Source organism: Candidatus Thorarchaeota archaeon (assembly GCA_021498125.1).
In the GTDB taxonomy this organism is placed as follows: domain Archaea; phylum Asgardarchaeota; class Thorarchaeia; order Thorarchaeales; family Thorarchaeaceae; genus B65-G9.
This window is the reverse complement of record JAIZWL010000001.1, coordinates 1,007,385-1,032,215: the sequence shown is the minus strand read 5'-3', so window position 1 is coordinate 1,032,215 and position 24,831 is coordinate 1,007,385. Positions and strand designations below refer to the sequence as shown.

At 48.7% G+C, this 24,831-nt stretch carries 24 protein-coding genes; 11 read left to right on the top strand and 13 right to left on the bottom strand.

The features are described 5' to 3' along the window. The first annotated feature begins 12 nt into the window (after positions 1-12). The 4 genes from K9W43_05040 (at position 13) to K9W43_05025 (ending at position 3,925) form a co-directional block, all read left to right on the top strand. Positions 13-468, top strand: coding sequence for a thioredoxin family protein (locus K9W43_05040; GenBank protein MCF2136590.1), 456 nt, complete (start codon positions 13-15; stop codon positions 466-468). A gap of 181 nt (positions 469-649) precedes the next feature. After that, positions 650-967 (top strand): hypothetical protein, encoded by a 318-nt coding sequence (locus tag K9W43_05035; GenBank protein ID MCF2136589.1) that lies wholly within the window; start codon positions 650-652, stop codon positions 965-967. Positions 968-977: 10 nt separating this feature from the next. Continuing rightward, positions 978-1,352 carry a MarR family transcriptional regulator gene (locus K9W43_05030; GenBank protein MCF2136588.1) on the top strand — a complete coding sequence of 125 codons (375 nt, stop codon included), beginning with the start codon at positions 978-980 and terminating at the stop codon, positions 1,350-1,352. A gap of 257 nt (positions 1,353-1,609) precedes the next feature. Then, on the top strand, positions 1,610-3,925 hold the full coding sequence (locus tag K9W43_05025; GenBank protein MCF2136587.1) for a hypothetical protein: 2,316 nt from the start codon (positions 1,610-1,612) through the stop codon (positions 3,923-3,925). 20 nt (positions 3,926-3,945) lie between these two features. Here the strand turns inward: K9W43_05025 and K9W43_05020 are convergent, their stop codons facing one another. After that, on the bottom strand, positions 3,946-6,123 hold the full coding sequence (locus K9W43_05020; GenBank protein MCF2136586.1) for a hypothetical protein: 2,178 nt from the start codon (positions 6,121-6,123) through the stop codon (positions 3,946-3,948). Positions 6,124-6,293: 170 nt separating this feature from the next. On the opposite strand from K9W43_05020, the gene K9W43_05015 reads away from it, so the two are divergent. Further along, positions 6,294-6,617, top strand: coding sequence for a hypothetical protein (locus tag K9W43_05015; GenBank protein MCF2136585.1), 324 nt, complete (start codon positions 6,294-6,296; stop codon positions 6,615-6,617). A gap of 2 nt (positions 6,618-6,619) precedes the next feature. After that, the gene (locus K9W43_05010) at positions 6,620-7,240 is read left to right on the top strand and encodes a hypothetical protein (GenBank protein ID MCF2136584.1); all 621 of its coding nucleotides are present in this window, start codon (positions 6,620-6,622) and stop codon (positions 7,238-7,240) included. A 60-nt stretch (positions 7,241-7,300) separates the two neighbouring features. Here K9W43_05010 and K9W43_05005 read toward each other — a convergent pair whose 3' ends face one another. Together K9W43_05005 and K9W43_05000 are read right to left on the bottom strand one after the other, a co-directional pair. Beyond that, complete coding sequence (locus tag K9W43_05005; GenBank protein ID MCF2136583.1) at positions 7,301-7,687, bottom strand: ATP synthase subunit C; 387 nt, start codon at positions 7,685-7,687, stop codon at positions 7,301-7,303. A gap of 12 nt (positions 7,688-7,699) precedes the next feature. Further along, positions 7,700-8,782 (bottom strand): V-type ATPase subunit, encoded by a 1,083-nt coding sequence (locus K9W43_05000; protein MCF2136582.1) that lies wholly within the window; start codon positions 8,780-8,782, stop codon positions 7,700-7,702. Positions 8,783-8,972: 190 nt separating this feature from the next. Between K9W43_05000 and K9W43_04995 the strand changes: the two genes are divergently transcribed. Beyond that, positions 8,973-9,557, top strand: coding sequence for a hypothetical protein (locus K9W43_04995; GenBank protein MCF2136581.1), 585 nt, complete (start codon positions 8,973-8,975; stop codon positions 9,555-9,557). Positions 9,558-9,580: 23 nt separating this feature from the next. Here the strand turns inward: K9W43_04995 and K9W43_04990 are convergent, their stop codons facing one another. Then, positions 9,581-9,928 (bottom strand): hypothetical protein, encoded by a 348-nt coding sequence (locus K9W43_04990; GenBank protein MCF2136580.1) that lies wholly within the window; start codon positions 9,926-9,928, stop codon positions 9,581-9,583. Between the two features lie 462 nt (positions 9,929-10,390). On the opposite strand from K9W43_04990, the gene larA reads away from it, so the two are divergent. Continuing rightward, positions 10,391-11,689 carry a nickel-dependent lactate racemase gene (gene larA, locus K9W43_04985; GenBank protein ID MCF2136579.1) on the top strand — a complete coding sequence of 433 codons (1,299 nt, stop codon included), beginning with the start codon at positions 10,391-10,393 and terminating at the stop codon, positions 11,687-11,689. A gap of 9 nt (positions 11,690-11,698) precedes the next feature. On the opposite strand, the gene xylB is transcribed toward larA, so the two are convergent. The 5 genes from xylB to K9W43_04960 form a co-directional block, all read right to left on the bottom strand. Beyond that, positions 11,699-13,213 (bottom strand): xylulokinase, encoded by a 1,515-nt coding sequence (gene xylB, locus K9W43_04980; GenBank protein MCF2136578.1) that lies wholly within the window; start codon positions 13,211-13,213, stop codon positions 11,699-11,701. A gap of 65 nt (positions 13,214-13,278) precedes the next feature. After that, on the bottom strand, positions 13,279-13,569 hold the full coding sequence (locus K9W43_04975) for a GIY-YIG nuclease family protein (protein MCF2136577.1): 291 nt from the start codon (positions 13,567-13,569) through the stop codon (positions 13,279-13,281). 242 nt (positions 13,570-13,811) lie between these two features. Then, complete coding sequence (locus tag K9W43_04970) at positions 13,812-14,015, bottom strand: hypothetical protein (GenBank protein ID MCF2136576.1); 204 nt, start codon at positions 14,013-14,015, stop codon at positions 13,812-13,814. A gap of 275 nt (positions 14,016-14,290) precedes the next feature. Next, the gene (locus tag K9W43_04965; GenBank protein ID MCF2136575.1) at positions 14,291-14,749 is read right to left on the bottom strand and encodes a hypothetical protein; all 459 of its coding nucleotides are present in this window, start codon (positions 14,747-14,749) and stop codon (positions 14,291-14,293) included. A gap of 186 nt (positions 14,750-14,935) precedes the next feature. Next, complete coding sequence (locus K9W43_04960) at positions 14,936-16,642, bottom strand: hypothetical protein (protein ID MCF2136574.1); 1,707 nt, start codon at positions 16,640-16,642, stop codon at positions 14,936-14,938. Positions 16,643-17,342: 700 nt separating this feature from the next. On the opposite strand from K9W43_04960, the gene K9W43_04955 reads away from it, so the two are divergent. From K9W43_04955 to K9W43_04945, 3 genes are all read left to right on the top strand, one after another. Beyond that, complete coding sequence (locus K9W43_04955) at positions 17,343-18,371, top strand: hypothetical protein (GenBank protein MCF2136573.1); 1,029 nt, start codon at positions 17,343-17,345, stop codon at positions 18,369-18,371. A 79-nt stretch (positions 18,372-18,450) separates the two neighbouring features. After that, positions 18,451-18,636, top strand: coding sequence for a hypothetical protein (locus tag K9W43_04950; protein MCF2136572.1), 186 nt, complete (start codon positions 18,451-18,453; stop codon positions 18,634-18,636). Then, the gene (locus K9W43_04945; protein MCF2136571.1) at positions 18,623-19,252 is read left to right on the top strand and encodes a hypothetical protein; all 630 of its coding nucleotides are present in this window, start codon (positions 18,623-18,625) and stop codon (positions 19,250-19,252) included. Before K9W43_04950 ends, K9W43_04945 begins: the two co-directional genes overlap by 14 nt. Positions 19,253-19,379: 127 nt before the next feature. Here K9W43_04945 and K9W43_04940 read toward each other — a convergent pair whose 3' ends face one another. Genes K9W43_04940 through K9W43_04925 form a run of 4 tightly spaced genes read right to left on the bottom strand, consistent with a single transcriptional unit; the run spans position 19,380 to position 24,831 of the window. Further along, positions 19,380-20,951, bottom strand: coding sequence for a hypothetical protein (locus tag K9W43_04940; protein MCF2136570.1), 1,572 nt, complete (start codon positions 20,949-20,951; stop codon positions 19,380-19,382). Positions 20,952-20,956: 5 nt separating this feature from the next. Further along, positions 20,957-22,468, bottom strand: a complete 1,512-nt coding sequence (locus K9W43_04935) for an NADH-quinone oxidoreductase subunit M (protein MCF2136569.1) — start codon at positions 22,466-22,468, stop codon at positions 20,957-20,959. Positions 22,469-22,483: 15 nt separating this feature from the next. Continuing rightward, complete coding sequence (locus tag K9W43_04930; protein MCF2136568.1) at positions 22,484-24,505, bottom strand: NADH-quinone oxidoreductase subunit L; 2,022 nt, start codon at positions 24,503-24,505, stop codon at positions 22,484-22,486. Beyond that, positions 24,502-24,831: an NADH-quinone oxidoreductase subunit K gene (locus tag K9W43_04925; protein ID MCF2136567.1), complete on the bottom strand. Its 330-nt coding sequence runs from the start codon at positions 24,829-24,831 to the stop codon at positions 24,502-24,504. The genes K9W43_04930 and K9W43_04925 overlap by 4 nt, the downstream gene beginning before the upstream one ends.

Genomic DNA, 24,831 nt, shown 5'->3' with positions numbered 1-24,831 from the left:
CACGGGAAGAAAATGAACGAAGAAAAGGACCGCTCAAAGATCGATTCAATGGCACGACGCTTGGAGGCGGCCATGCAGTCCGGCTCCGAGAATCTAGCTAATGGCGAACTGAATGAGCTAGAGGCAGATTACCAAGACCAAATAAGACAGGCGCGAACTTCCATTGTGGAATTCTACAGGACCACATGCCCCTACTGCCGACAGATGATGGCCGTACTTGAGGAACTGGCCAAGACATATAGATCGAAGGTGTTCTTTGCCAAAGTGAATATCGACAACGTTGAAGATCCAATCGATCGGTTCAAGATCCTCGGGGTACCCCTCACCATCGCCTTCAAGAAGGGAATGCCGGTTTCGCGCATGGACGGTTTTCAGGACCAAGAGGCCGTCGAACGGTGGGTCAGCGCACTCTATCAGGGAATTAGACCGAGTGATCTGACAAGCGGCCAAGTGACTTCGCTTACGTGAGATCACCACCGACAGTATGTGACAGGTACAAAGGTTTATATCATGAAGTGTGATTGTTGTTGATTGTCGATTGTTGTCGATTGTTGTCGATAATTGTCGGCGGTGGCGCAACACAATGGGATATCATCACAAACACGAGGAGTGTTCGAAAGACACTCGAGAAATATTGCAAAACGTTCTGATGTCAAGACGGACAGAATACGAACTGCTTGCATCAACTGAAACAATACAGGTGACTAGCCCCACAGAGGCAATAGTCAAGTCGCAGATGAGCGGAAATGTTCTAACAAGTGAGGCTGAACAAATTCTGGAGGAGGAGACCGATTCGATTCCAGAAGGAGAACAGATGACTCTTGCCACAGAAGACGGGGCTGGAACAGAATACTACAAGACTTCTCTAGAAGTGACATTCTCGATCGAGGAACTTCCCGAGTCGTACATCAAGAAACGTAAGCACAGTAACAGGGTAATCACAGACATCGATTATTCGGACATGTAGAGGGAGCAGGATGAGTGAGAGTAGCGAGATCAAGCGTCTCAAACAGGAAATCATTGAGCTTCGTAGGACGGTCCAGACCTTAAGAGACACGGTCACTCGACTCACCCAGAAAATTGATGAACCCAAGAGAGGGACACCTCAAGTAAGCACAGGAATCTATGACACATCAGTAGGCTTGAACAAGATCTTGGAAGATGCTAGTTGGGGACGACTGCTCAACCTCTTGACGAGAGCAGACACGGGACTGACTGCGGCCGAGTTGGCCAAGCGATGGGGGAAGTCACGATCTCGAACGAGTGAGGTTCTCAACAAACTCGTCGAGGAAGGGATGCTGGTCAAGTACAGAGACGGTAGAGAGATCAGATTTCGACCGATCAAAGAATAGATACCGGAGGATGATGAGCCGCAGCCATCAATCCACTATTTTTCGTTTTACTCAATCCTAGTTAGTCTTAAGTACAAGAGTAAGTGTTCTAGTTAATCACATCTGAATCCGTTGCCAAGACACGCATGACGATGACATTGATTACGAGCGGGACATACCGTTCTCATACCTTCATGTCTTTAAGTGAATGCCACCAAAGAACCAATAGAATTGGCAAGGATGCCAAATGTGATCAAGCGTCAAGGAGGTTGCGCCATTTGCCAAACACCCTATCCAAAAAAGGTTCCACTCCCAAATCGGACATAACTGTCTACACAAAGAGATTATACACATTAAACAAGGCCGCACAGGAGGCTGTACGAGAATTCTCACAGCATGACATAGACGATGAGGAGGGCCTTGAAAAACGGCGCATCAAGATGCATGATGCTTTCACAAAGCTCTATGACGAACTGGCCAATTTTAGCGAAAATGTCATGGGTGTTGATTTTGACATTGCCTATTTGCGAGAACGTATCAAGCATGCGGAGGGTGAAACAAAAGCACAGCTTGAGAAGGCACTCACAGACTTGGAGACCGAACTTCAGAACAATCTTGCCGATATCTGGATGGCTAGAGTAATGTCGTGGCTTCATCAGGCTGCTGCTGCCTCAGGACCATTTAGCGAGGAAGAACATGAGGACAAGGAAAAGGCGGCATTACAACATCTGGCACAGGTCTACACTATGTTAGAGAAATCGTTCAGCGCGATTCCTGTCAAGACCGATGGCACGCAGCAACTCAGACGAGTGGCCCTTGGAAAGATGATCCATCAACTCATCAAAGAATCAGGGGACAAGGTCGAGACCAAGCTGGACGAAATCTTGGGGAAGAACAACGTCGCTGAGGCAGAGTTCTATGATGAGTTTCTCAACGAGTTAATAGGATATGAGAGCACATTCAGGCAGGCATTCAATCCTTTTGACGAACTCGTATGGCGTGATATTCTCTACGCATTCATCTACGAACAGGCAACCGACCTGTACAATGGAGCAATCCCGACTCTAAAGAAAGCGGGCGCGGAAAAGTCGGAGATTGAGAAGATCAAGTCGTGGAAGGCGAATACATCAGGACTGGCGGAAGTCTATTTTGGCATGACGTACAATGATATTGCAAATGCCCAGATGCGTGCCGGAAATCTTGAGGACGCTGCCAAGTTGTATCAGATGGCATCGGACTCCTTTGGCAGAGCCGAAAAGTGTTTCTCTGAAACTGCAGCACTGGAGATCAATGCTCGTCAGGCACAGGCTGATAAGGACCACAATAAGGCACAGGCATTGTTCTGCAAGGCCGAGGCCACTGTAGGGAATCTAACAGACCTGCTAAAGAGCGAAGATCGTGACAGCGCGATCACCACGCTCAAGGACATCTTCAAGAGCCTCAGAAAGGCCGAGAAACTGTCAAAGAGTAGAGAACTCACGGGAGCGATTCGGGAGAACTTGAGGATTTTTGCGTTTATTGAAGACAAGCTGAAGAAGAACAGCGACTCCATGAGCGGAATCATAGATCAGATCGATTTGGCAAAGAGCATCCGCCGTGAGGGTTTGGTACAGGATATTAACAAGGCAATCGATTCGGCTGTGGCACAGATGGAGAGTGCACCCTCTGATGCACTGGTATCAATCCGTGAAGGACTGACCAGTCTGGGGATCTTACTGAGCCTTCAGGAAGAAGATGATGAGATCAGAGGACTGAGAAACAGAACTATTGCGGTTCTCAAGAACCTCAAGTATGTAATCCAATTCCAGCTCAGCGGACAGCTTCAGCAGGGAATCAAATTCATGGTCTCACGGATTCTCGAAAATCTACACGCCGAAGAGGCTGCGGAGTATTATCAAAAGATCGGGGCAAAAGACAAGGCAACAGAACTGCGTGACTTTGGCAGACTGGCAGTTGCAACATCCTGCGCCTCAGAAGCGCAAGTCTTTGCAAAACAGTCAGAACAATGGGCCTTCAGAACACAGCTAGAGCGAGCAAGCATGTTCAACAGAATGGAAGCGGATATTGCAGACATGGACATTAATGAAGACATGAGCGATGCAATAAAGGCACATGACAACACCATTGAGAGGATCCAACATGCAGTAGCAGCATTTGAGGCATCAATACTGGAACTCCAACATGTAGCAGGTTCGAACATTCGATTAAAGAACAATGTTGATGCGCAGATCAAACAGCTTCAGGGGGTCGTCATGAAATTCAAGGGAGATCTCATGCGCCTTCAGGCGGCAAAGAGCAACTTCCTTGGAGAGTTCGCCTCAAAGAAGGGCGACAAGACAAAGGCCCGAACGTACTTCACTGAAGCAAGTGACAAGCTACGCGAGGCTGTTGGTAATTACACAGTCGCAGCCCAGACGTTCCAAGCAATGGGCAATATGGAGGCCGCCCAATCAGTGGGCATGAAGGCTAAGACCGCTGATCTACTGGCTCGCAGTGTCTGGGATAGCAAACAGAAGATCTCTCGTGACGAGGAACCAACTTACTTTGGCGATACTGAACTAGCGGCACTCTATCTTGGCGCAGCTGGACAATAGTCCGCGTCGGGGGAGCGCCACTAGTTCGTTGTGGCAACTTGAACCGTTGCCACTTCATAGACCGGCCTAGTGAACAGTCGAGTTATCTGATAGGGCCGGAACGGAATCCCACCAGCATGATAGAACTTGCTGAACCACTCAACAAAGTGCAGTCGAAGCGTATGCATGAATGCAGCCAGACCCTCCAGAAAGCCTACTACAAATGTGCCAACAATCGCCCCAAGTAATGGAAGATATGGTTGGACCAAATGCCCGTGCTCCATGATATGCTCAGGAATCAATTCGAAACCAAAGAGAACAACATGAGGCATGGGGATCACAACAAGCGGTGGAAGGAGTTGGAAGAAGAGCCCGCTGAGGATCATGTGAACAGCGTTAAGGGCGAAGATTCGAGCATAGGAAACAGTATGGCTGATCATCCCGATTGCATATTCAAGGAACTCCACAAAGCCGTCCATGCCACCCTTAAGCGAAGATATCCCCAAAATGATGAAGGGAATGACAAAGCAGAGAACACTAAAGATGAGTGGGCTGAGCGGGAGTGTTGGATAGACCCCATTATTTCCGGAACCGTGACCAATCCCTAGTAGTGGAACCCAGAGATTGACATTGCCAGAGGGGTTGAACCATTTTGAGATACTATTACTGCTGACCCCAAAGAGCAGATTGACGAAACCGAGATAGAGCCAGATATAGCTCAAGGCGACTGTGGCCTCTCGATACTCGCGATGTTTCAGACTGTTGTACAGGTTGAGCAGGATGCCCATAGACATCTGAAGGACACCCACCTCAATCGAGAGCTTCAACATGTGAGTTGCACGGAATAGATTAGGTTCTCCGTTTGGCAGAGTATGTGCAAAGATAGGCCAGAGTGGTTCAATCACGGTCTCGGACCCAAAAAAGCTTCCAAACAGGAAACCACCAAACATCGCAAATATCCCTAACATGATCAGGCCGAGTGCACCCTTCTGGACATACCCAAGGGTCGAACCCCAGTCCTGACCCTTCTTGTCAGCACGCCATGCAAAGATACCAATGAGCAGGATAAGAAAGCCTTGGCCCACGTCTGCAAAGATGAGTCCAAAAATCAGAGGGAAGGTCAGCCACATGATCTTTGTCGGGTCAAGGTCATGCTTGGATGGAATACCATAAGAGCCGACAACATCCTCTGTTGCCTTCATGAAAGAGGGATTACGAAGGTAGGTTGGCGAATCGGCCTCCACAAAATCAGGATCCTCAAACGTGACCTCAAGAGGTTTACCAATACGTCGGCGGAGAATCTCCTCCAGCCGTTTTGCATCCTTTGCGGGAACATATCCCCAGAGCTTGAGGGCCTGCTCGGTGAAGAACATGTAGTTCTTTATCTCGATCCTATGCCGTTCGATCTCCATCAGTTCCCAAGCAACAAGAACTCGTGGCCCCCACTCCTTGGCTAGCAGTTTACGGCGCGCCTCTAGCTGAGCAAGTGTGGCCTCGATCTTAGCGATGCTCGTCTCAGCCTCGGCAATAATCGCTTCCGGACGCCCCTCCGATTCTTCAGGTAAGGTGAAGTGTTCAAATCCAAGGGCGGAGAGAATCCTGTCAACTCCCGGCTTGAGATCTATTGGAACTGTCAATGAGATAATAGAACGGCTCTTTCCTCCTGAGACCGAGCGCATGGCAAAAGAGCCCTCAGTGACCTCTTTGATGCTCCATTCGAGCTTGGAGAGGTTCTCCAGAGGTACAACTCCAGCCGTGGTATAAGTAAAGTCAGTAGCCCCAATGAGATCAAGACTGATTCCAAGAGGCTCGAGTGATAATGCGACATCTCGAAGATTCACTTGTTTCTGAAGTTCGAGCTGTGCCACCGCAGTGTCTCGACTAATGTCCAGTACCTCTGCCTCAATCGACTTGAGGACCTCATTGGCCTGCTTGAGTGTAGCGTCCAAGGTCTGATCGTCAACCTCAGCAAATCTGCCTATTCGGCGACTGAGATCCAGACCCAATGACGAGGCAATATGGGTCAGACGATCTAAGAGATTCAATGCCGCCTCCTCGCCTGAAGAGGGAGGAATCTCAAAGACACCAGTCTGCTGACGAATATCAATGAATTCCAGTAGACCAAACTCTTCGAGTGATAGAAGCACCTCACGCTCAAGATCCTTGTGAGTTACGATCTTAGCGATCACCATCTTGGCCGGGGACATGGACAAACCCATTTCTCACATCACCTTAGGTCAAGGGGTCCGACCCCCACGGTCGAAAGTCAGACTCATTGCGGAGTGAGGTGACGCTTCTGGCACCGTTGATAAAGCTTATGACATAGGTCAATCTTTATCAAGAGAGACTCAGGCACACAGCAAGCCCTTCGTGCTCTGAGGTGCTGTAAATGGAAGCTAAAGACGACGCGATGGACAGGATCCACAAAGCAGAGATTGAGGCTCATCAGCAGATTGCAGACGCTGAAAAGAAAGCAAAAGAGATACGTGACGGCGCAGATGCCGAAGTGAAGCGTATCCTGGCCAAGGCGGAACAAGAAGCCAATGAGCGGGCCATCAAGATCCGGGCGGAACTGGAGAACCAACATGACGATGTAGTCACCCAGATCCAGAAGGAAACGGAAAAGACAATCACAAGCCTCAAGGCTCGTACTGATGAGAGGCGGGAACGCGCCACTCAAGAGGCACTCAAGCTATTCTGGGGAGAGGAATGATCGTGAGCGGTATTGACAATATCATCGAGATGATCAACAAGAAGACTCAGGATCGCGTTGATACCATCATCAAGAGGGCCGAGGAGTACAAGGCCAAGAGACTCGAGTCGGCAAAGGAAGAAGCAAAGCAGATCCGGACAAAGATAGAGGCCGAGGCACGTCGTGAGGCTCAGACGGTCATTAAGAGATATGAGGCGAATGCAAAGCTCAAGGCCAAACAACAGATCCTTCGTGCAAAAGATGAATTCATCACTTCGATTATGAACGAGGTTCTTGCACAGGCTACTGATCTCGCAGGGAAGAAGGAGTTTGAGCCAATTCTGAAAAGGCTGATAATCGAAGCGGGAATTGCTCTTGCATCACCGGAACTAGAACTTGTTGTTCCAGAGAGCAGTAAGATGACACTTGATCTCACGGAACTGGTCAAGGAGATCGAGAAGACGACTGGTAAGAAGACCAAACTGAGCATTGCAAAGGAACACACTCAGGCATCTGGTGGAGCCATCATACGCACAACGGATGGGGACATGTGGGTGGACAATACGATTGAGGCACGCTACGAACGCCTTCAGTCAGCCATCAGAGATAAGATCGCCTCGATCTTGTTCACGGAAAGAGAATGAAAATAAAATATGGAGAGAGAGGCAATGCCTCTCCTCTAAGCTCTTTTTGTATGATGTTAACTAGGACATCAGTCCTGGAAGATAACCCATCAACATGTATGCGATCACAAATCCGTAGATGGCAATGACCTCAATGAATACAACATAGAGGATGGATTTACCAAAGGTCTCAGGTTTTTCTGTGATTGCTCCAAGTGCTGCTGCTGATGCAGTGCCCATACCAATGCCTGCGCCAACACCTGCCAGACCAACAGCAAGGCCAGCACCAATGGCGATACCACCGATGGCCCCACCTACATCAGTTCCAGTCTGCAATGGCATGAACCCCTGGCCGGGGACTTCCAAAGCAGAGATTGGCAGTATGAACGTGGCGAATATGAGCGCAAATACGACAACGCCCAAAATGAACATCAACAGGCTGCTTGTCCGTTTGTTCAATTTCATCATTCAATTCCTCCGTTAGAATATGTTGATCATCCGTCTTATTGTTTCGGCTGGTTCGCCTCTCTCAATCCCTACAGCGATGGACCGAATATTTCGAACCTCATAATATTTCAGAGTCAGGAACCCAAAGATCACTCCAAGATGAAATGGATACCCCACCATCTGTTTCCGTATGTCCTGGGCCAGATAGTCCTCGACTGCCAGTTCAACTTCCGAGAGGTCTTCACCCTCTGTGTATATCCTCGATAAGTGTCCAACCAATGTGGCGTACTTCGTACCGTCAAACAGTGCAAAGACATCCTTCCAGTTGGTCTTTGTCTTGATCGAGTCATTCAATCGATTCACGGCCGGTGTGAAGCGAATGAGCGAGACCTCCAGAATATCTTCAGAGAGGCCAAAGTGCAATGCACGAACTGCCGTGAGAAGATTTCTCATAGCGACCCGGGTCTCAAGGGCCAAGATCACCTTGCGGTGTTCAGAGAGCGAGAACTCGCTCAGCACATGATGCATCGTATGCAGATACCATTCCTCCAGAGCCACCTCCAAAGGAGCGGTAGAATTATACTTGTCATATGCCGGGAGACGTGTCAGAAGAGCCAATTTCATGTCGGCAAAGGGGAGCTCGTCAATCATCCGGTCAACAGTACCCATGTCCACAAGACGCTCGAACAGTGCGGCCTCCTCTGGTGTTGTTGGTACTGCAAATCGTAGGATCTCGTCCTTGTCAAGATTGACATGAAGCCCACGAAGTATGGACTTGATACTCTCAGCCAGAAACATATTCATGTAGGTCTCTGAGAACTCACGAATCTTACCAGAGAGAGAACTGGCAATAGCATGACTGACCTCTGCAAAATACTTGGAGAGAATCAGTGATAGCTCATCAGGATAGATCTCACCCGGAATATGTTCTCTACTGATGATTGGCCCGTAGGAAGTCCCCATGAGCAACTTCAGGAACTCCGAATATCCTCCAGCCTGCAGCATCCGTTCATAGTCACCAACAGTCAATAATCGAGACTTCAATCCTCGAATTCGTGCATTTATGAAAGCGTATTCGTTTGCCGATCTGAAGGACATGTCCGCGTAACCTACCATTATCATGGTCCATCGGTGATATCGCACGAGGACTGGTGCCTTGTTATAAGGTTGACGACACGACCTAATGTATGAGTCAGGCAGTGCAGATGCCATCAGGCAGAGCTTTCCAGCAGTCGGGAGCGAGAGAGTATGTGGTCGAAGAATTCAAAAGAGCGCACACCAATCGATTAGTCCGAGTGGATGAATTATGGTTGAAGACGCACGGACTTCTTCGGGAAGACCCGATACTTTTGATCTCGGAAGCATATTTCGCACATCAGCACGAATGACCTTCGTCATTCAGATCATATCAGTCATAGTCATGGTCGGTTCGGTCGCAGCATATCTCATTGGAGGATTCCTTCCAACAATAGACCCCGACATCCAGACCTTACTGATCCTCATCGGCATTGTCGTCACAATTGTTGTATTCTTGGCAGCCTTTGGTCTCTTTGTCAGGTTCTCTAGACGCATCGGTGACGCAGTTGTCGGCCCCGGCCTTCAAGAGGTGCGAATGGACACTCCAAAGGTCAAGACCGTTATCTATACGTACGGAATCCTTGTCACGATGATGGCGATCACTGGCCTCTACTCATGGTACCTCATTGACAAGAACTTCCTTGGCCCTTGGGCGACGTCCCTTAATTCGATCTCGCTACGGATCTTCGGGCTTGCACTAGGTGCATTTGTCATCTGTCTTCTCATTCAGATAATTATTGCAGCAGTTGGCAGAAGCGCCACGAAGGTTGTTGTCGAAGTCCTTGACATGGACGACGAAGAATTCCTCAAGTGAATGAATCGCACTCGTCCGTGTATTCAGTCATGCGGTCGCTCATCAGGATCGTAATCGCGGAGGAACTCCGGTTCCTCCAAGATCTCTTCCAGTGGCGGCATGTATGTCCGGCGAACTGACTCGGCTCGTTCCACCGCCTCAAAGTGCTGAACTGTCAAATATACGCTGTATGTGCCAAAGATCACTCCTGCAATAACACCAATCAGTGCACCAGTAGTCCCTCCCCGAACACCTCCCACTGATGAACCAATCACTTGACCAACCAGCATGAGCGAGATCACTACACAGGGCAATTCCGTAGCAATCGCACACCAACGGCCCGCACCTGAGAGATCTGCACCCGGCCTTGTCACTTCGCCATTGCGACTCATACAGAGTGCGTATGTGGAAATAGCAATATAATTTGTCATTTGTAATTGATAGACGACATCGAAGCTCTAACGACTAATAGAAAAGAGACTCCGAGACCTATCACGAGAGCAGCGATCATACTTACTTGTGCTGCGCATTAGATGCTCATGTGAAATCGTATTCGTGAAGTTCAACACCCATTGAAAATTCGCTAGTGAAATACTAGTTATATGCTGGATCCCACCTAACTTTGATTACCTCCTAGGTATGAGAATTAACCTCTCGGGTAAGAAAGTTTGAAGGTAATAAAACAAGCAAATTAATTTATTTTAACGGGATATTTTTGCATTTCTAACAAACAGCAAGATCAAGTTCATCGTTTTGCTGAAATATCAAGTATAAGGAAGAATAATGTTGACAGTCGCAAGAATCTTCAAAAAGTGCAGAAGGCCGAAGGCTTTTCTAAGGCGGAGAATAATTACATGCGAGGCCTGACAATGCAAGTGAAGATCACGTATGGTGATGGCAAAGTAGAATTGAACATTCCCGACGAGAACTTGGCCGGAGTTGTGACTCCAAAAGCCGTGAAGACCCTTAGCGACACAATGGCAGAACTGGAACGGGTGTTACAGAATCCGCATGGCCCACATCTAGAAGACATGGTCAAGAGCAAGAGCGTCTGTGTGCTAGTAGAGGATCACACCCGTGACGAACCGCATTGGGAACTAATCAGTGCAGTCACACCGTTGCTGCGCCATGCAAACCATGTTCAGTTCATTGTCACTACAGGCTCACATGTTGTGGACCATCCGCTGAACCATGAAATCGTGGATATGATCAAGCGGGCGGCCAAAGACGCAGGCCTACACAATTACCGCGTCAAGATCCACGACTGTTTTGAACCAGACATGGTCGATCTGGGAAAGACGAGCAGGGGTACACCAGTCATCATCAGCAAGGATGCGTATGGGCATGATGTCTATGTGGCACTTGCAGACATGAAGGCGCACTATTTTGCAGGATATTCCAATGTTGTAAAGGACTTTCTCCCGGGAGTCTGTGCCTTTGCGACCATTGAGGCAAATCACTCAATGGCACTGGACCCGAAATCGACATTTGGCGTGCATCCCTATCATCCAGATCCGAAGCGGAGAGATAACCCATTAGCCGATGATATGAGAGAGGCAATGGAGATGATCGCAAAGGATGCTCAGATCTTCACACTCTCTGTCGTGACGGCTGAAAAGAAATTGGTGTGGGCCGATGCAGGAAAACCCGAGCCTGTGACCGCAGGGGGCATCGAGGTACTGGATGAGATTGCAGCCTTCACTGTTGAGACCGTCCCGAGAATCGTAGTATCGCCGGGGGGATATCCACAGGACAAGAGTCTTTATCATGCACAACGCGCACTGGAGCTGACAAAGAATGCTGTCGCCAACGGTGGAGAGGTGCTCTTCCTAGCTAGGTGCAAAGACGGCGTGGCCCCAGAGAATGCAATTGAGAATTTCTATAATAAACTGACTGCACCTATTGAGGAAGTCCTTGAGTCGATCAAAGGCAAGTACCATCTCTATGAACACAAGGCATACAAGTTTGCGGATCTATTAAGACGTGTCCGAGTCAGGATGTTTACAGACCTTGATAGGGAGACCGTTGAACGGGTCCATCTGGAAAAGGTTGAGGACCCACAGAAGGTCATCGATGAGTGGATTCATGAAGACCCAAAGGTCAAGATCATGGTGCTTGACAAGGGGAACAAGATGGCCGTCTACGCCAAGTAGGGACTGCACTCAGTCCCAGTGGATATCAGCAATCCCCGCGTAGACACGTCGGTACCGCTCAAACCCTGTGTCATAAATGGCCCGATTCTTAGGAGTTGGGAGAAGTGGTGGGCGGGTGCGTACCATCTCTTCCGCAGCCTCGTTCATCGACTTGAAGATGCCCACGCCCACGCTGGCGAGGATGGCAGCACCAAGTGCAGTGGCCTCCTCGATCTGTGTCCGGATCACGGGGACACCGAGAACATCGGCCTGAATCTGCATCCAGATTTCGCTCCGTGCAGCTCCGCCAGTCACCCGCATCTCTGAGACCTCAAGACCCAGACTTCGGACAACCTCAAGATTAGTCCGTAACTCATAGGAGACCCCTTCAAGAATTGCACGTATAAGATGCGGACGAGTGTGACCAAGGGCGAGTCCGGCGAACACTCCGCGCGCATGTGGGTTCCAGTAGGGAGCCCCTGCCCCGACAAAGTGTGGAATATGAATGACACCCTCTGAACCGGGAGGAATCGAACCGGCCTCTCTGGCAAGAACCTCATACGGATCTATCCCGTGCTTCTCAGCAGTTGCACGCTCCTCAACGCCGAGATTGTCCCTGAACCAACGCAGGGCTGAACCAGTAGTGAACATACTTGCCTCGACCACGAAGGCACCATCTACGACATGGCGACTGCATAGCAACCGCCTCTTAGGATCCAGCCGCGGACTATTCGAATAGGTCAGCATGAAGGTACCAGTCCCCGTGGTCGCCTTGGTCATTCCCTCACGGACCACACCGACACCAAGGGCTGCACACTGTTGATCGCCCCCACCAGCCACCACAGGTGTTCCAGCAGCCAGTCCTGTGAGTTCCGAGGCCGCTGTCGAGACCTCACCCACCACATTGCCAGACTTGACCAGTTCAGGGAGTTTCTCACGGGGAATCCCAAATTCATCAAGAATTTTGTCAGACCATCGGGCTTGAGTGATATCAAAGAGCATAGTACGACTTGCATTGGAATAGTCTGTGACAGAACGCTCAGTGAGTTTGAAGATTACAAAGTCATGAACGAGTAGAAATTTGTGCGTGGCCTTGAAGAGATCAGGCTCGTGCGTCTTTATCCACAGTATCTTAGGTGCGGTAAAGTACGGGTCGATCGTGAGACCTGTAATGTTATAGATCTCCTCGGGGGGCAGGGCAGTACGAATCCAATCGCACTCGGAGACCGTGCGCCGGTCCTGCCAGACAATGGCTCGACGAAGGGGCTTTCCGGACTCGTCAATGGGAACGACGGTCTCACGTTGATTGGTCACACTAACACCTGCAATGTCCGCAGGATCATACGGCCCGCTCTTGATCACCCTAGTGAGGACCTTACATGTCGTAGTCCACCAGTTCGGAGCCTCCTGTTCCACCCACGACGGGCTCGGAAAGATGCTATCAAATTCCTCGTATGCTTTTGACAGAACTGCGCCTGTCGCATCAAAGAGCATAGCACGCACACCGGAGGTTCCAACATCAATAGCAATGATCAACTGTGTCATCTTGGCCGCACCTGATAGAGAACGTATGGCAATCGATGATATGAGCCTTTGCAGAAGGTCATCCCTCACGAGCCATCATCCGGGGTCTCAATAAACTCCAGAAGATCTCGTCGCGGGCCGATCAGGCTCAACTTTAGACGGCGATTCTTCTGAATCTGACGTTCTCGACGCATTGCCTGCCCACGAGTTTCACACTCTTCGAGATAGACGAGATAACGCGGTTTGTGCATTCTCAGGTATCGTGCGGACTTGGTCGTCCCAGAGAGATGCTCGGTTATACGGCGGGAGAGATCATTTGTCTGACCAGTATAGTAGGTCCCGTCCTCGGTCTCGATTATATAAACGAAGTACATCATTGAGAAATAAGTAGGGCCATTAGAATATAGAAGTTTAGACTACCGTTCACAAAAACAAACAATAGAATCAGAAAACTCAAAGAAGCAGAGGATAATAATTTATGCATTAGAACTTGTACACGCATCGTGATTACCGTCCTCATTAGAGCCACAGGGGGGCCGCGCCAGATACGGTAAACGAATTATACTGACGCTGATTGTAAGTTGGGCTATCTAGGGCAATAGGTCCAGAGTCCGCCCACCTAAGCATCACGAGAAACTGACTGAAGACGATTCCAGCCAGTCTTCCAGAGATAGCCGGAGATAACAAGAGTGACCACTAAAACGAGGACACCAGCTACAACTCCGGACAGGTATAGGGAGTAATCCGCAGATACAGATGTTGCTAACAGGTCAAGCCGCTGGAACAATAATGCAGCCACAGAGATGTAGGCAGCTGTGACCAAAAGGAAAGTGGCTCGCGGACAGCTTCATAAAACTTGGACATTGTGTATAGGCACTTAAATACTCCAGACCACAGTTCACGTATGACCTTCACCTTGACAGTGAGGTAGTTGTTGCCCACTGCCGTTGGTGAGCGGACTCCGGACCTATTGCCCTAGATAGTCCAACTTACAATCAACAATGGCTCCTTGAATCAAAGGTTGTATATGATGAATTGTATTTAGACATCATTGTAGTCACTGATGACTGGCCCGGTACTTTATTATTTCAAGTCCTGTTATCTGTATTCCGCCGGGAAAGTCTTACTTTTGATAATCACACCAATGATTACAACTACTGATATTATAACACAAATACCAACGATCCAATCTGTAGCAGATATGGTTATTGAAGTAGGATTTGATGACCACAGTCGGTTTACACTTTGAAATGTGGTATTAACGCTCCAATGACCTAAACTATCCCGTGCATAAATTTTGACATCCCAAATGACACCACTATTCGTATTGGTTAGTGTATAGTTAAGTGCAACAGCTACATAGACTGGTACGCTGATATCTTCAGCACTCTGTTCTAGGTCTAACTGCATGGTAACGTTGTGCCACACATTCTCGGAGCGATTACAATAGCTTCCGATTACTTCATCAACTCCATCTGGATCGGTTACACTTGCCCTTAGTATTAATGCATAGGTATCGTTCTCGCCTGAACCAATTGCATCAATGAACTCGGGCATCTTGGGGATTATGATTGGCCCCTGAATATCCGATTTCGAGTGCAGCCGAGTGTTGTTAAATGTACTGGCATCTGTGGGAGAGATTCCATAACTTAACACAAAGCAAAATATGACGCATGTTAAGACTAACGTTCTCCGAGAATTTCTCAATTGTAATCATCTCCTATACCGTTCGGTTCTATACAATTACCAATAACTACATACCCATTCAAGTCGATCACGCCAACTGTTTGATGGATAATGTGGAGTGTACCAATCCACATACGTGAACCCATACTGTTTTTCTGTATACACATCAGTCTTGTAGCCTGTAAAGTCTAACATTTTTTCTGTGTGACCAAATTCATGAGTAAGAATCCATACCCGTTTATCCTCCGTAGAAACGGAGCCACTCATAAAATCAATTGATACTTGATCTCCTATGACAAAACGCTGTTCTGAAAATTGTGCCCAGCCCCATGCATCTTTAACAGTATGTCCGTAAAGTCCCCATACCCATCTATCTTGTCCTATGTGATTACAATGTGACCAATATAGACTATTAACCTCATTGTATGTGAGTTCATAATCATAGGGGATATTAGTTTCATCTACATGAAATACTATACGTCTATAGCCATGGGTTCGGTAATATGTTTCGACCCTCTCAAAAACTGTGGACGGTTGTACATGAGTCGCCATTGAATCTACTTCAATTTGCTTGTATTCGTATGTCACACATAGTTGCCTGATTGACTTTGAGTAATACCCCCAAAAGTGATCACCATAGTAAAGCACAAATTTCAAATCGTGTAGTCCCGGTGAAACAAAATTCGCAATTTCAACTTCATATGCACCAGGGGCATACAAGGTCTGCTTGAGAACATCGTCCACATACACGTACAACAATCTCGTGTAAATATCGTGGCAATTCTGTGTTTCTAGGTTCAATATTGTGTGAGGCCCCATTGGAACACAAAATTCGAGCGTGGACGATCGCTCTTTTTGAAACTGCTGATAAGCAGTTCTGGTTGGTTGATAATAACCTTCACTATCACAATAGAATACCTGCCAGTATCGTAGATTCCAGCCACGAAATTTGTAACCGCCATAATTAATCTCCATCATGACAAAATAGATACCCAAAGGAATATTAGTCGTCAGTATTGAGGCCTCATAGTATTGCTCCGATGATGAGATTACATCGTCAAGAAGCAAGTAATTGCCACAATAGAGTCGTATCCTTCTGGCATAAGTATCAGCACCACGTTCGATACGGAACGAGATTTTGGAAATTGGGGATATGACTGCTTGGTACGTAATTCTAGAGTAGGATGACTGGGGGAACCAGTTACCCTCTAGTGGTCGTACTACTTCTGGTGCTTCTACATGGCGGTCATTTGGACCATATTCCCACGACCACGTATGCCCGCTAAAATAGCCAGCAGTCTTACTCTTGGACAATCTTGTGTCCTGAACATTTATGGAAGAGGGGGAATGAGATTCGTTCCAAATGCTTCTAACCTGTCTATAGGAAGGAACCCGGGTCGGAATATTCTGTTGGCTCGCATCGTTCTTTGTTCCGTTTGACATCCATTCTTTAGAATATGTTTCAATTTGTGACTTCCAATCAGTCTGGAGGAAAAGAATTGCGGAATTATCATCCATCATGTTGTAAAATTTTCTTTTGTTCTCGGCATGTGCGTCTACAGAATCAGAAACAGGACATGCCAAGATTTCATTTATTGGAACATAGTTCTCAGAGGGAACAGTTTCCTTACTGCTACGGAAAGCCCGATGTGTAGCACTATTAGTATCCCCTTTTGGCACGTTAAATATCTCTGGTGCTGAGAGCGGCATGACCCACAATGGCGACAACACAGCGATCACAAGCAGTGCAGTCCTCAGTTTCAAGAAATTACGTCTATGACGACCGACCGACCTAGATTTACTCGTGCACTCATTGCACGACCCACTATCCCCATATATCCCATGAGAATTCCTTCCTCAACCAATCAATAGACTAAATGCGTATAAACTTTGCTTACAAGTTAGTCATGATATCTGAAAAACTTTGAAACATACTTTACTAAAATGGGACAATTGTTGTGTCACCATAACAATGTGCTCTTCCGAAGCCGGAGCATGATTATAAATAGAGTGGAAAAAGATGGCTTTATGTGAAAAGTCAATGAGAGAACAAGCATTAGGACGAGTTATCTATTATCTACAGATCTGAAAATCAGAAGCATCTATCCAACTTAAACTGATTCGTGACAGCAGAACATCTCTCACAACAAGTCAAGTAAGAAAAGTAAAATAGAACGAACAAAGAAATGTGTGTATAAAACACAAGAGGGGGAGCAATACCAAATAAATTATAGCAAAACTGATGAACAGAATGGAGCTGGAACATCAAGTTTTAAGTGAATGAAACCATATAATAGAAAAGTCAATGATCATAATCTCACTTGGACTATGTGAATCACACCCTATTTGAATTTAATCGCATCATCATTTAATCGGATTGATTCAAGTCAGAACTGAGAACTGTTTTCATAGACTTATAAAATATAAAACAACGGTTGTAAAACTAGCGTCGGATGAGCGAACAATGAGTGAACATCGATTTTTACCACTTTTTCTTCTGGGCCTTTTATCAATGACTTTTGCAGAGGTCTTCTCAGGTTCATCACCATTGTGGCCATTCGATCTCATAATATGGCTCATCGCATTTCCGCTGTATTGGTCACACATCCTCTTCTTTCTTGGACTGGCCGTGAGATATCACAGGTTCTCGATCCCGCATCTCTACCTGTGGGGAATTCTTTTTGGACTCTATGAGAGTTGGATGACCAAGGTCGTTTGGGGCGGATTCATGGTACAGACTGCACCTCCAGCAATACAAATCCTTGGAATTGCAGTCGTTGAGACCGTCATGATCATCTTCTTCTGGCATCCACTGTTTTCATTCATCATTCCGATTTTGGCATATCAAATGCTGATGCGCACTAATGAGACAGACTCGTCATGCCTGACAGGACATTCGAAATGGCTGACACCCAGTCGCCGGAACAAGACCATTGGGATAGTAATTGCGATCATGGGAGGGGCAGGATTAGCAGGAGGTGCAGGATATGATGTTGTAAGTGTAGTACCAGTAGCGATAGCCTGTACACTCCTTATCTTAATCGTATACAAGCTTGCCAGCAGGGGAGAGAGTTCCCACTCAATCGAGAGCATTATTCTCGGTTCCAAAGGACTCATGCTTGTCGGCCTGTTCATCGCTGCATATTATGCGTTAACGTTTCCAACATGGCTTCCAGAGAGAATTCCGGGGGCTGACGGAATAATTGTCACGCTTCTCTTTTACATTGTCATAGTTCTCATATTACGCGCATCTCCGAAGATCGAGACCGTCTTTGAGACCGCCAATAACAGTACCATAGTCGGGGAGAGTTGGTTCTTCCGCATCATGGGATTGTTCATCATCATGGCGGCGATCATGGCGCTCGTTCCACCATTAGACTTTCTTCTATTTGCCACTGAAGTATATGGGATGCTAATAGTCGGACCAGCACTATTCCTCATCGCACTTGTGAGATTAAGACGACTTGGAAAAGCCTCAATGACAACAGAATAGTCTGTGGCGTATAGGTCGAACGAACATGCTGGGAGAACACTTTAGACTCGCCGAGCACTCATGGCTACGGTGATTCTTGATGAATCTTGCAAAGGAGGTGCTCCCGGTCACGGCCATCTTGGTCGTGCTTGTTTCGATGGCACTTGTAGATATGATCATCATTGCAGATACACTACGTGCTCTCACGATAGTGCCTATGATCGTGGTCTTGTTATTGTGGTCAGTAGCTACCGTCAGAGTGAGGAGGCAAGATGATGTACGCTGAGATCGTGACACTGACGGTCATGCTTGGCTGCCTTCTGTGCATCATTCACAGCTGGCTCTATAGAGACCACTGGGAGACCATCGCGTTCTTTGTAGGCGGCTTTGTGTTTGGCATCGTGCGAGAGAATATTGTTGCATTGATGCCACAGCTCTATGTCTATCCGAACCATCCGCTGTACATTGGTGCGGCCCCATTGATGATGGGCTTTGGTTGGTCGGCGTCATTTTATGCCTGCTGGATCATCTCGGAACGGCTTGTTGCGGCGTTTGCTCCATCACTTGGCGAACGCTGGTGGGGCATTCCCCTCATTGCAGCAATCAATACGGGAATTCTCTCGATTCCTGTAGAGGTTGCTGCCGGAGCACCACAGACTCAGTGGTGGATCTGGCCTGCAAATGCTGTGACCATTCTCTGGGAGATGCCAGTAATCGTCCCCTTTGGTTGGGCAGGGGCAGCGTTCCTGTTCATCATATTCTTCCAGAAGATCATGAGGCGAGAGGACACTCCTGAGAAGAAGACTCTATTCTTCATACTTGCCACACTCCTGATCATCATCATTCATCTGGTCTATGTGCTTGTGGTCAGAACGATCGTGGTACTTCTCACAGGGACCTGACAACATCCCAAGAAAGTTTCCGTTATAGTCGAGCCAGTTAACCAAGCCTGTACAAGACTATGAGGAGTAAAGAACATAGCTTGTGTCTGAAAGAGGAAAAAAAGAGGGAGGGGCGGGACGCCCTCTATTATGGTGTCCCGCTAAGAACGTGTACAAGATCTCCAAAGTGGTACAGAGCATCACCTGCTGCCTGAGCGATGTTAAAGAGTAGTTCGGGATAGATACCGATGACAATCAGAGCAAGAGCAAGAATGCCCATGCCCACCAACATGCTCAGACTTGGACTGTGTGCCGTAGCGGCCTTCTCAGAGGTTTCATGTGACCAGATGGTCGTGAGCATCCTCAGATAGTAGCCGAGAGCCAGCAGCGCATTGAAGATCGCCACGAGGCTGAACAGGAGATAGTACGGACTCGCAGTCAGACCGGCCTGGACACCTGCGGCTAAGACGAGAAACTTGGCCCAGAAGCCTGCAAGGGGCGGCATGCCCATCAGTGAGAGAACACCGATAGCAAAGAAGGCACCAACAACAGGCATCTTCTTACCAATGCCACGAAGGTCGTCCAGATTGCGGGAGCCTATTGCGTGGAGGAATGCCCCTGCGCAGAGGAACAAGAGCCCCTTCGTGAATGCGTGTGTAACTATGTAGAAGGTTCCCGTTTGGTAGCCAAAGAGAGTACCAGTACCAAAGGCGAACAAGATGAACCCAATCTGCGTGATGGAGGAATATGCCAGCATCCGCTTCAGATCCTTCTGTGTGAGCGCCCAGAAGTTGCCAGCCGTCATGGTGACAACTGCAAAGATAGCGATCAACAGAGGCCAGTCAAAGTGGATAGTTGCGATCGGGAACAGAAGTGTGTTCATCCGGATGATACCGTAGATACCCACCTTGATGACTACACCTGAGAGCATTGCACTAATGCCACTTGGCGCAGCAGGATGAGCATCTGCCAACCATGCTGCAAAGGGAACTACTGCGCCCTTCACACCAAACCCGGCAATCATCATCGCTATCAGGATGGGAATCAATGGATTCTCGGGATGCGCCTGCAACAGTGTTGACATGCGTCCGAGGTTCAGTGTCCCAGTCAGACCGTAGAGAAAGCTTGCTGAGTAGAGGATGAGTGTTGAGCCAATAGCCTCCATCATGAGGTACTTGATGGCCGCCTCAATACCCTCCCAATTGCGTCTGAAGGCAACAAGGATGAAGCTACTCAAGCCCATGGTCTCGTAGAAGATGAAGAGAGTGAACAGATCACCAGAGATGACCACACCATTCATCGCTCCAACCATGATGAGCAACAGGGTATAGTAGTGACGGAGGCCCGTGTCCTCTTTCATGTAGCCAATAGAATAGATCGATACCACCAAGCCCATGAATGAGAAGAGGCCCATCAGAAGAACCGATAACTGATCGGCACCCATCACGACACCTTGGGGGGGACCATAGTCGGTACCAGCCCAAGACCAGATGAAGCCCTTGACCCCATTGGTCCACACATCAACACCTAGCAAGTAGGTATAGAAGAGAGAGAGGCTGAAACCGATGATAGCCAGCCCGTCAGGGAGACCCTTTGGCACTCGCTTCTTGATCAGTATTGTGAATTCGGAGAGGACCGCCACCAGCAGTGCGAAGAGGATTGGAAGCACCACTGGCATGACAGCGCCATAAGTGGGTAGATAGAAGATGTCTAGCTGCATCGAGATCAACCTCCTCCAACAATAGCAAGTAGGACCGGCTGCACGTAGCTCCAGAGGAGCGACGGCCAGATACCAAGAACCACCACAAAGAAGGCCATGATACCTACAATTGCGATAATGGCCAGTGGTGGATCATTCACCTGTTCAAGACCCTCAGGGATCGGCCCGTACATCGTTCGACGAATGGCCCAGAGATAATAGGCCGCCGTCAACCCGGTAGCAATGACGCCAACTACAAGCACAGCAACATATGCCCAACCATTACTGGCAAGAGATGCGGCGCCCATGAAGATCATGAACTCACCGACAAAGGCAGACATCGGCGGGGTCCCAGCGAGAGCAATCCCACCAAGAACGAACACTGTAGCAAGAGCGGGCATCTTTGGTGCAAGACCACCAAGCTTGTCGAACTCCATGGTTCCTGCCTTCATCTTGATCGCGCCAGCACAGAAGAACATCAGGCTAGCAAGGATTCCATGATTGATGAGCTGGAAGGCTGCACCATTCACGCCAACGAGGGTCATCGTCGAGTATCCGAACATGAGATACCCCAACTGACTGATGCTCGAATAGGCCAGCATCATCTTCAGGTCCTTTTGAGCGATCGCCAACATCGCACCATAGAACATTGTGACGACCGAGATCACCATGAGCCCAAGAGAGTAGTCTGCAAGGACTGCCCTGAAGATCGGGATAACGATCCGGATCACACCATAGGCTGCGGTCTTGGTCATTGCACCACTGAGAAGTACAAGCACAGGGATAGGTGCCTCACCGTAGACTGGAGGTGCCCAGACATGCAGAGGCACAAGACCAAGCTTGATGCCAAATCCCAGAAGGAACATCACACCAATGAGCTTTGCCACACTTGTTGCAATGGACGCTGAATAGAGCGCTTGGATATCCATAGTTCCGGTGGCTCCAAAGAGGAAGAATGTCGCAAAGAGCGAGATCATACCACCGATCGCAGTCCACACCCAGAACTGGAGGGCGTTCTTTGAGCGCTGCTCGGGATCCTCCGAGACTCCGTAGACGTAGACCAGTACGAAGGCGGGGATGAGCATGAGTTCATAGAAGATAAAGAACTGCATCAGATTGGTAGCATAGACCACACCCACCATTGACGCGACAAACCACACCATCAGCGAGTAGTAGAGGCCCGGATGCTTCAGGTTCTCCATGTAGTAGAACGAGTAGACCACTGAGAAGAGACCCAGTCCCAAGATGAGAAGTGCAACTGGTGCGCTGAGACCATCACCAAGGAACCCAAGGGTCATGATCGGATCGGTCTCGTCGCCGAGCCAGACAATATCGTGGAACACGGTAGTCACGCCCACACGCAGGAGAAGCAGGACATTGAGTACAAGCCCTCCAAGGAGCGAGAGTGCTGCCAGTGCTCGTGCGCCCTTCTCCGACTTGGTGCCTACCAGTAGTGTCAGGAGGCCACCGAAGATGAGGCCGAGGAGTGTCAATATCATGGGATAGTCCGAGAGGAATGGAATGTATAGTGTCTGCATTGTACCATCAGCCTCCTATAGGAAGAGTATCACAAGCAGAAACGCGATGATTCCAATCATCATGCCCAGCACGTTTGTGTTGAGCACACCAGTCATGGTGCGTCTCCAACCCTTCGACACCGAGTCCAGTCCCTTGCTAGTGGTCTCACTGAATGAGAGCAATGCAGACTCAACACGTGTTCGAAGGCCATTACTGAGCCACAGGTAGCCATCAACAAAGATCCGGTTGAAGATCGTGTTGAAGTACCAGCGGTTCTCGAGGAACCTGCCAAGTGGCCCGTTACGCAGATTTGTGAAGTCACCCTTACCCTTGTAATAGATGAAGTAGGCAGGAGTGATACCGACTATCCAGATACCAACGGTGAGAAGAGTGAGCGGACCAAGAGCAAACAGCTGAATATGGGACCACTCGAACGGATGAGCCAGCGCCTCGCCAACAGGTGCAAAGGTGTTGAAGAAGACCAACTCAAAGAGCCCACCACAGAGAGCCAGTGTTGCAAGAATGATCAGTGGTATCCTCATGCTCCATGGCGCCTCGTGGACATGATGACCATGCGATTCGAGCTCGATGACATGGTGCGACTTCTTACCAAAGAACGTCATGAAGACCATTCTGAATGTATAGAATGCCGTCAGGATAGCTGTTACAAAGGCCATCACGAAGAGACCAGTCTGACCACCATGTAGGAGCGCGTCAAAGATCATCTCCTTGGACCAGAAACCGATGGTCGGAAAGACACCAGCCAGTGCTAGTGCACCTACAAGGAACGTGCCCGCGGTCACCTTCATGTCCTTCCAGAGCCCACCCATGTCGCGCATGGACTTGCTCTCAACAGCATGAAGCACAGCTCCTGCTGCAAGGAACAGGAGAGCCTTGAAGAGTGCATGTGCCAATAGATGGAACGTTCCAGCGCTGTAGGCTGTAACACTCTCGGCGATCAGACCAGATGCACCAAGTGCTGTGAACATATAGCCAAGCTGAGAGATGGTCGAGTAGGCAAGCACCTTCTTGATCTCGTCCTGCACGAGGGCCATTGTTGCAGCCATGAAGGCCGTAAAGGCACCGATCCATGCGACGGTCTCAAAGAACACCGTCAGCCCCACGACATTGACCACCATGTCAATGAAGATGGGAGCCATTCGGGCAACCAGAAAGACTCCAGCCTTGACCATTGCAGCCGCATGAATGAGCGCGCTCACAGTGGTCGGACCGGCCATTGCCTCTGGGAGCCAAGTGTGTAGTGGGAATTGAGCACTCTTACCGATCGGTCCGGCAAAGATGAGAAGTGCAACTACCGGAAGAAGGTCGATCATGAGAGTACTGAGGCCAGCAGCCCAAGCTGCATCTCCGGCAATGTGTTGAAGTTGGGTATAGTTGAACGTCCCGGTGATGGTGAACAGAAGGACGATTCCTGCGAGAAGGCCGATGTCACCGACTCGTGTCACCATGAAGGCCTTCATACCACAGGCAGAGTTGTACTCGCCCTCAGTCTTGTATTCGGGAACGGGGCTCGGAGCCTTAGCATTATGCCAGAATCCGATGAGAGCGTATGAACACATCCCTACAACCTCCCAACCGATGAAGGTCATCAAGAGATTGTCCGACATCACCAAGAGGGTCATGCCGCCCACGAACATCTGCATGAAGAAGTAATAGCGTGTGAGACTGGGATCCTTGACAAGATTGCCCTGTTCATCATGGCCAGTCATGTACCCTACACTGAAGAGGATAATGAGTGAACCAATTCCACCAGCTATCACTGCAAGAAGTACGCTGAGCGGATCGACCAAGACTCCAAAGTCAATCGTGTAAGAGCCTGCGATCACCCAAGTGACCAGTGTATAGTCATGTGACTCAGGGGCCAAGACCATACTGAAGACCATATCGATAGCCAGAACGGCTGTCATGAATCCGACAAGGACTGCCATGGCATCACGAAGCTGGCCATTGATCTTTGCGAAGAGAGGTGTCAGAACAGCACCAACAAGCGGTACTGTAAAGACAAGCCAAGCAGCAAGTTCAATCGGAAAGATCATCCCTTCAACCTCCGAAGCTCACGGACATCTAAGGTCCCATAGTGTCGGTATGCATTCACGATCAGGCTCATGGCAATAGCTGCGACCGCCCCACCTATGCATATAGACAAGATCACAAAGTCTTGCACAAGAGGATCAACGGGGCCAAGGATGGATGCACTGCTCGTGAATGCGCCAAGGGCCAAGAAGTTCAAGTTGGCCGCTGCTACGAGAATCTCAATACCAATGACCAGCTTGATCATGTTTCGTGCGCTGGCCAAGGTATAGATGCCAAGCACATAGAGGATCAGCGCAAAGATGAGATAGATATCAAGCATATCAAGCAT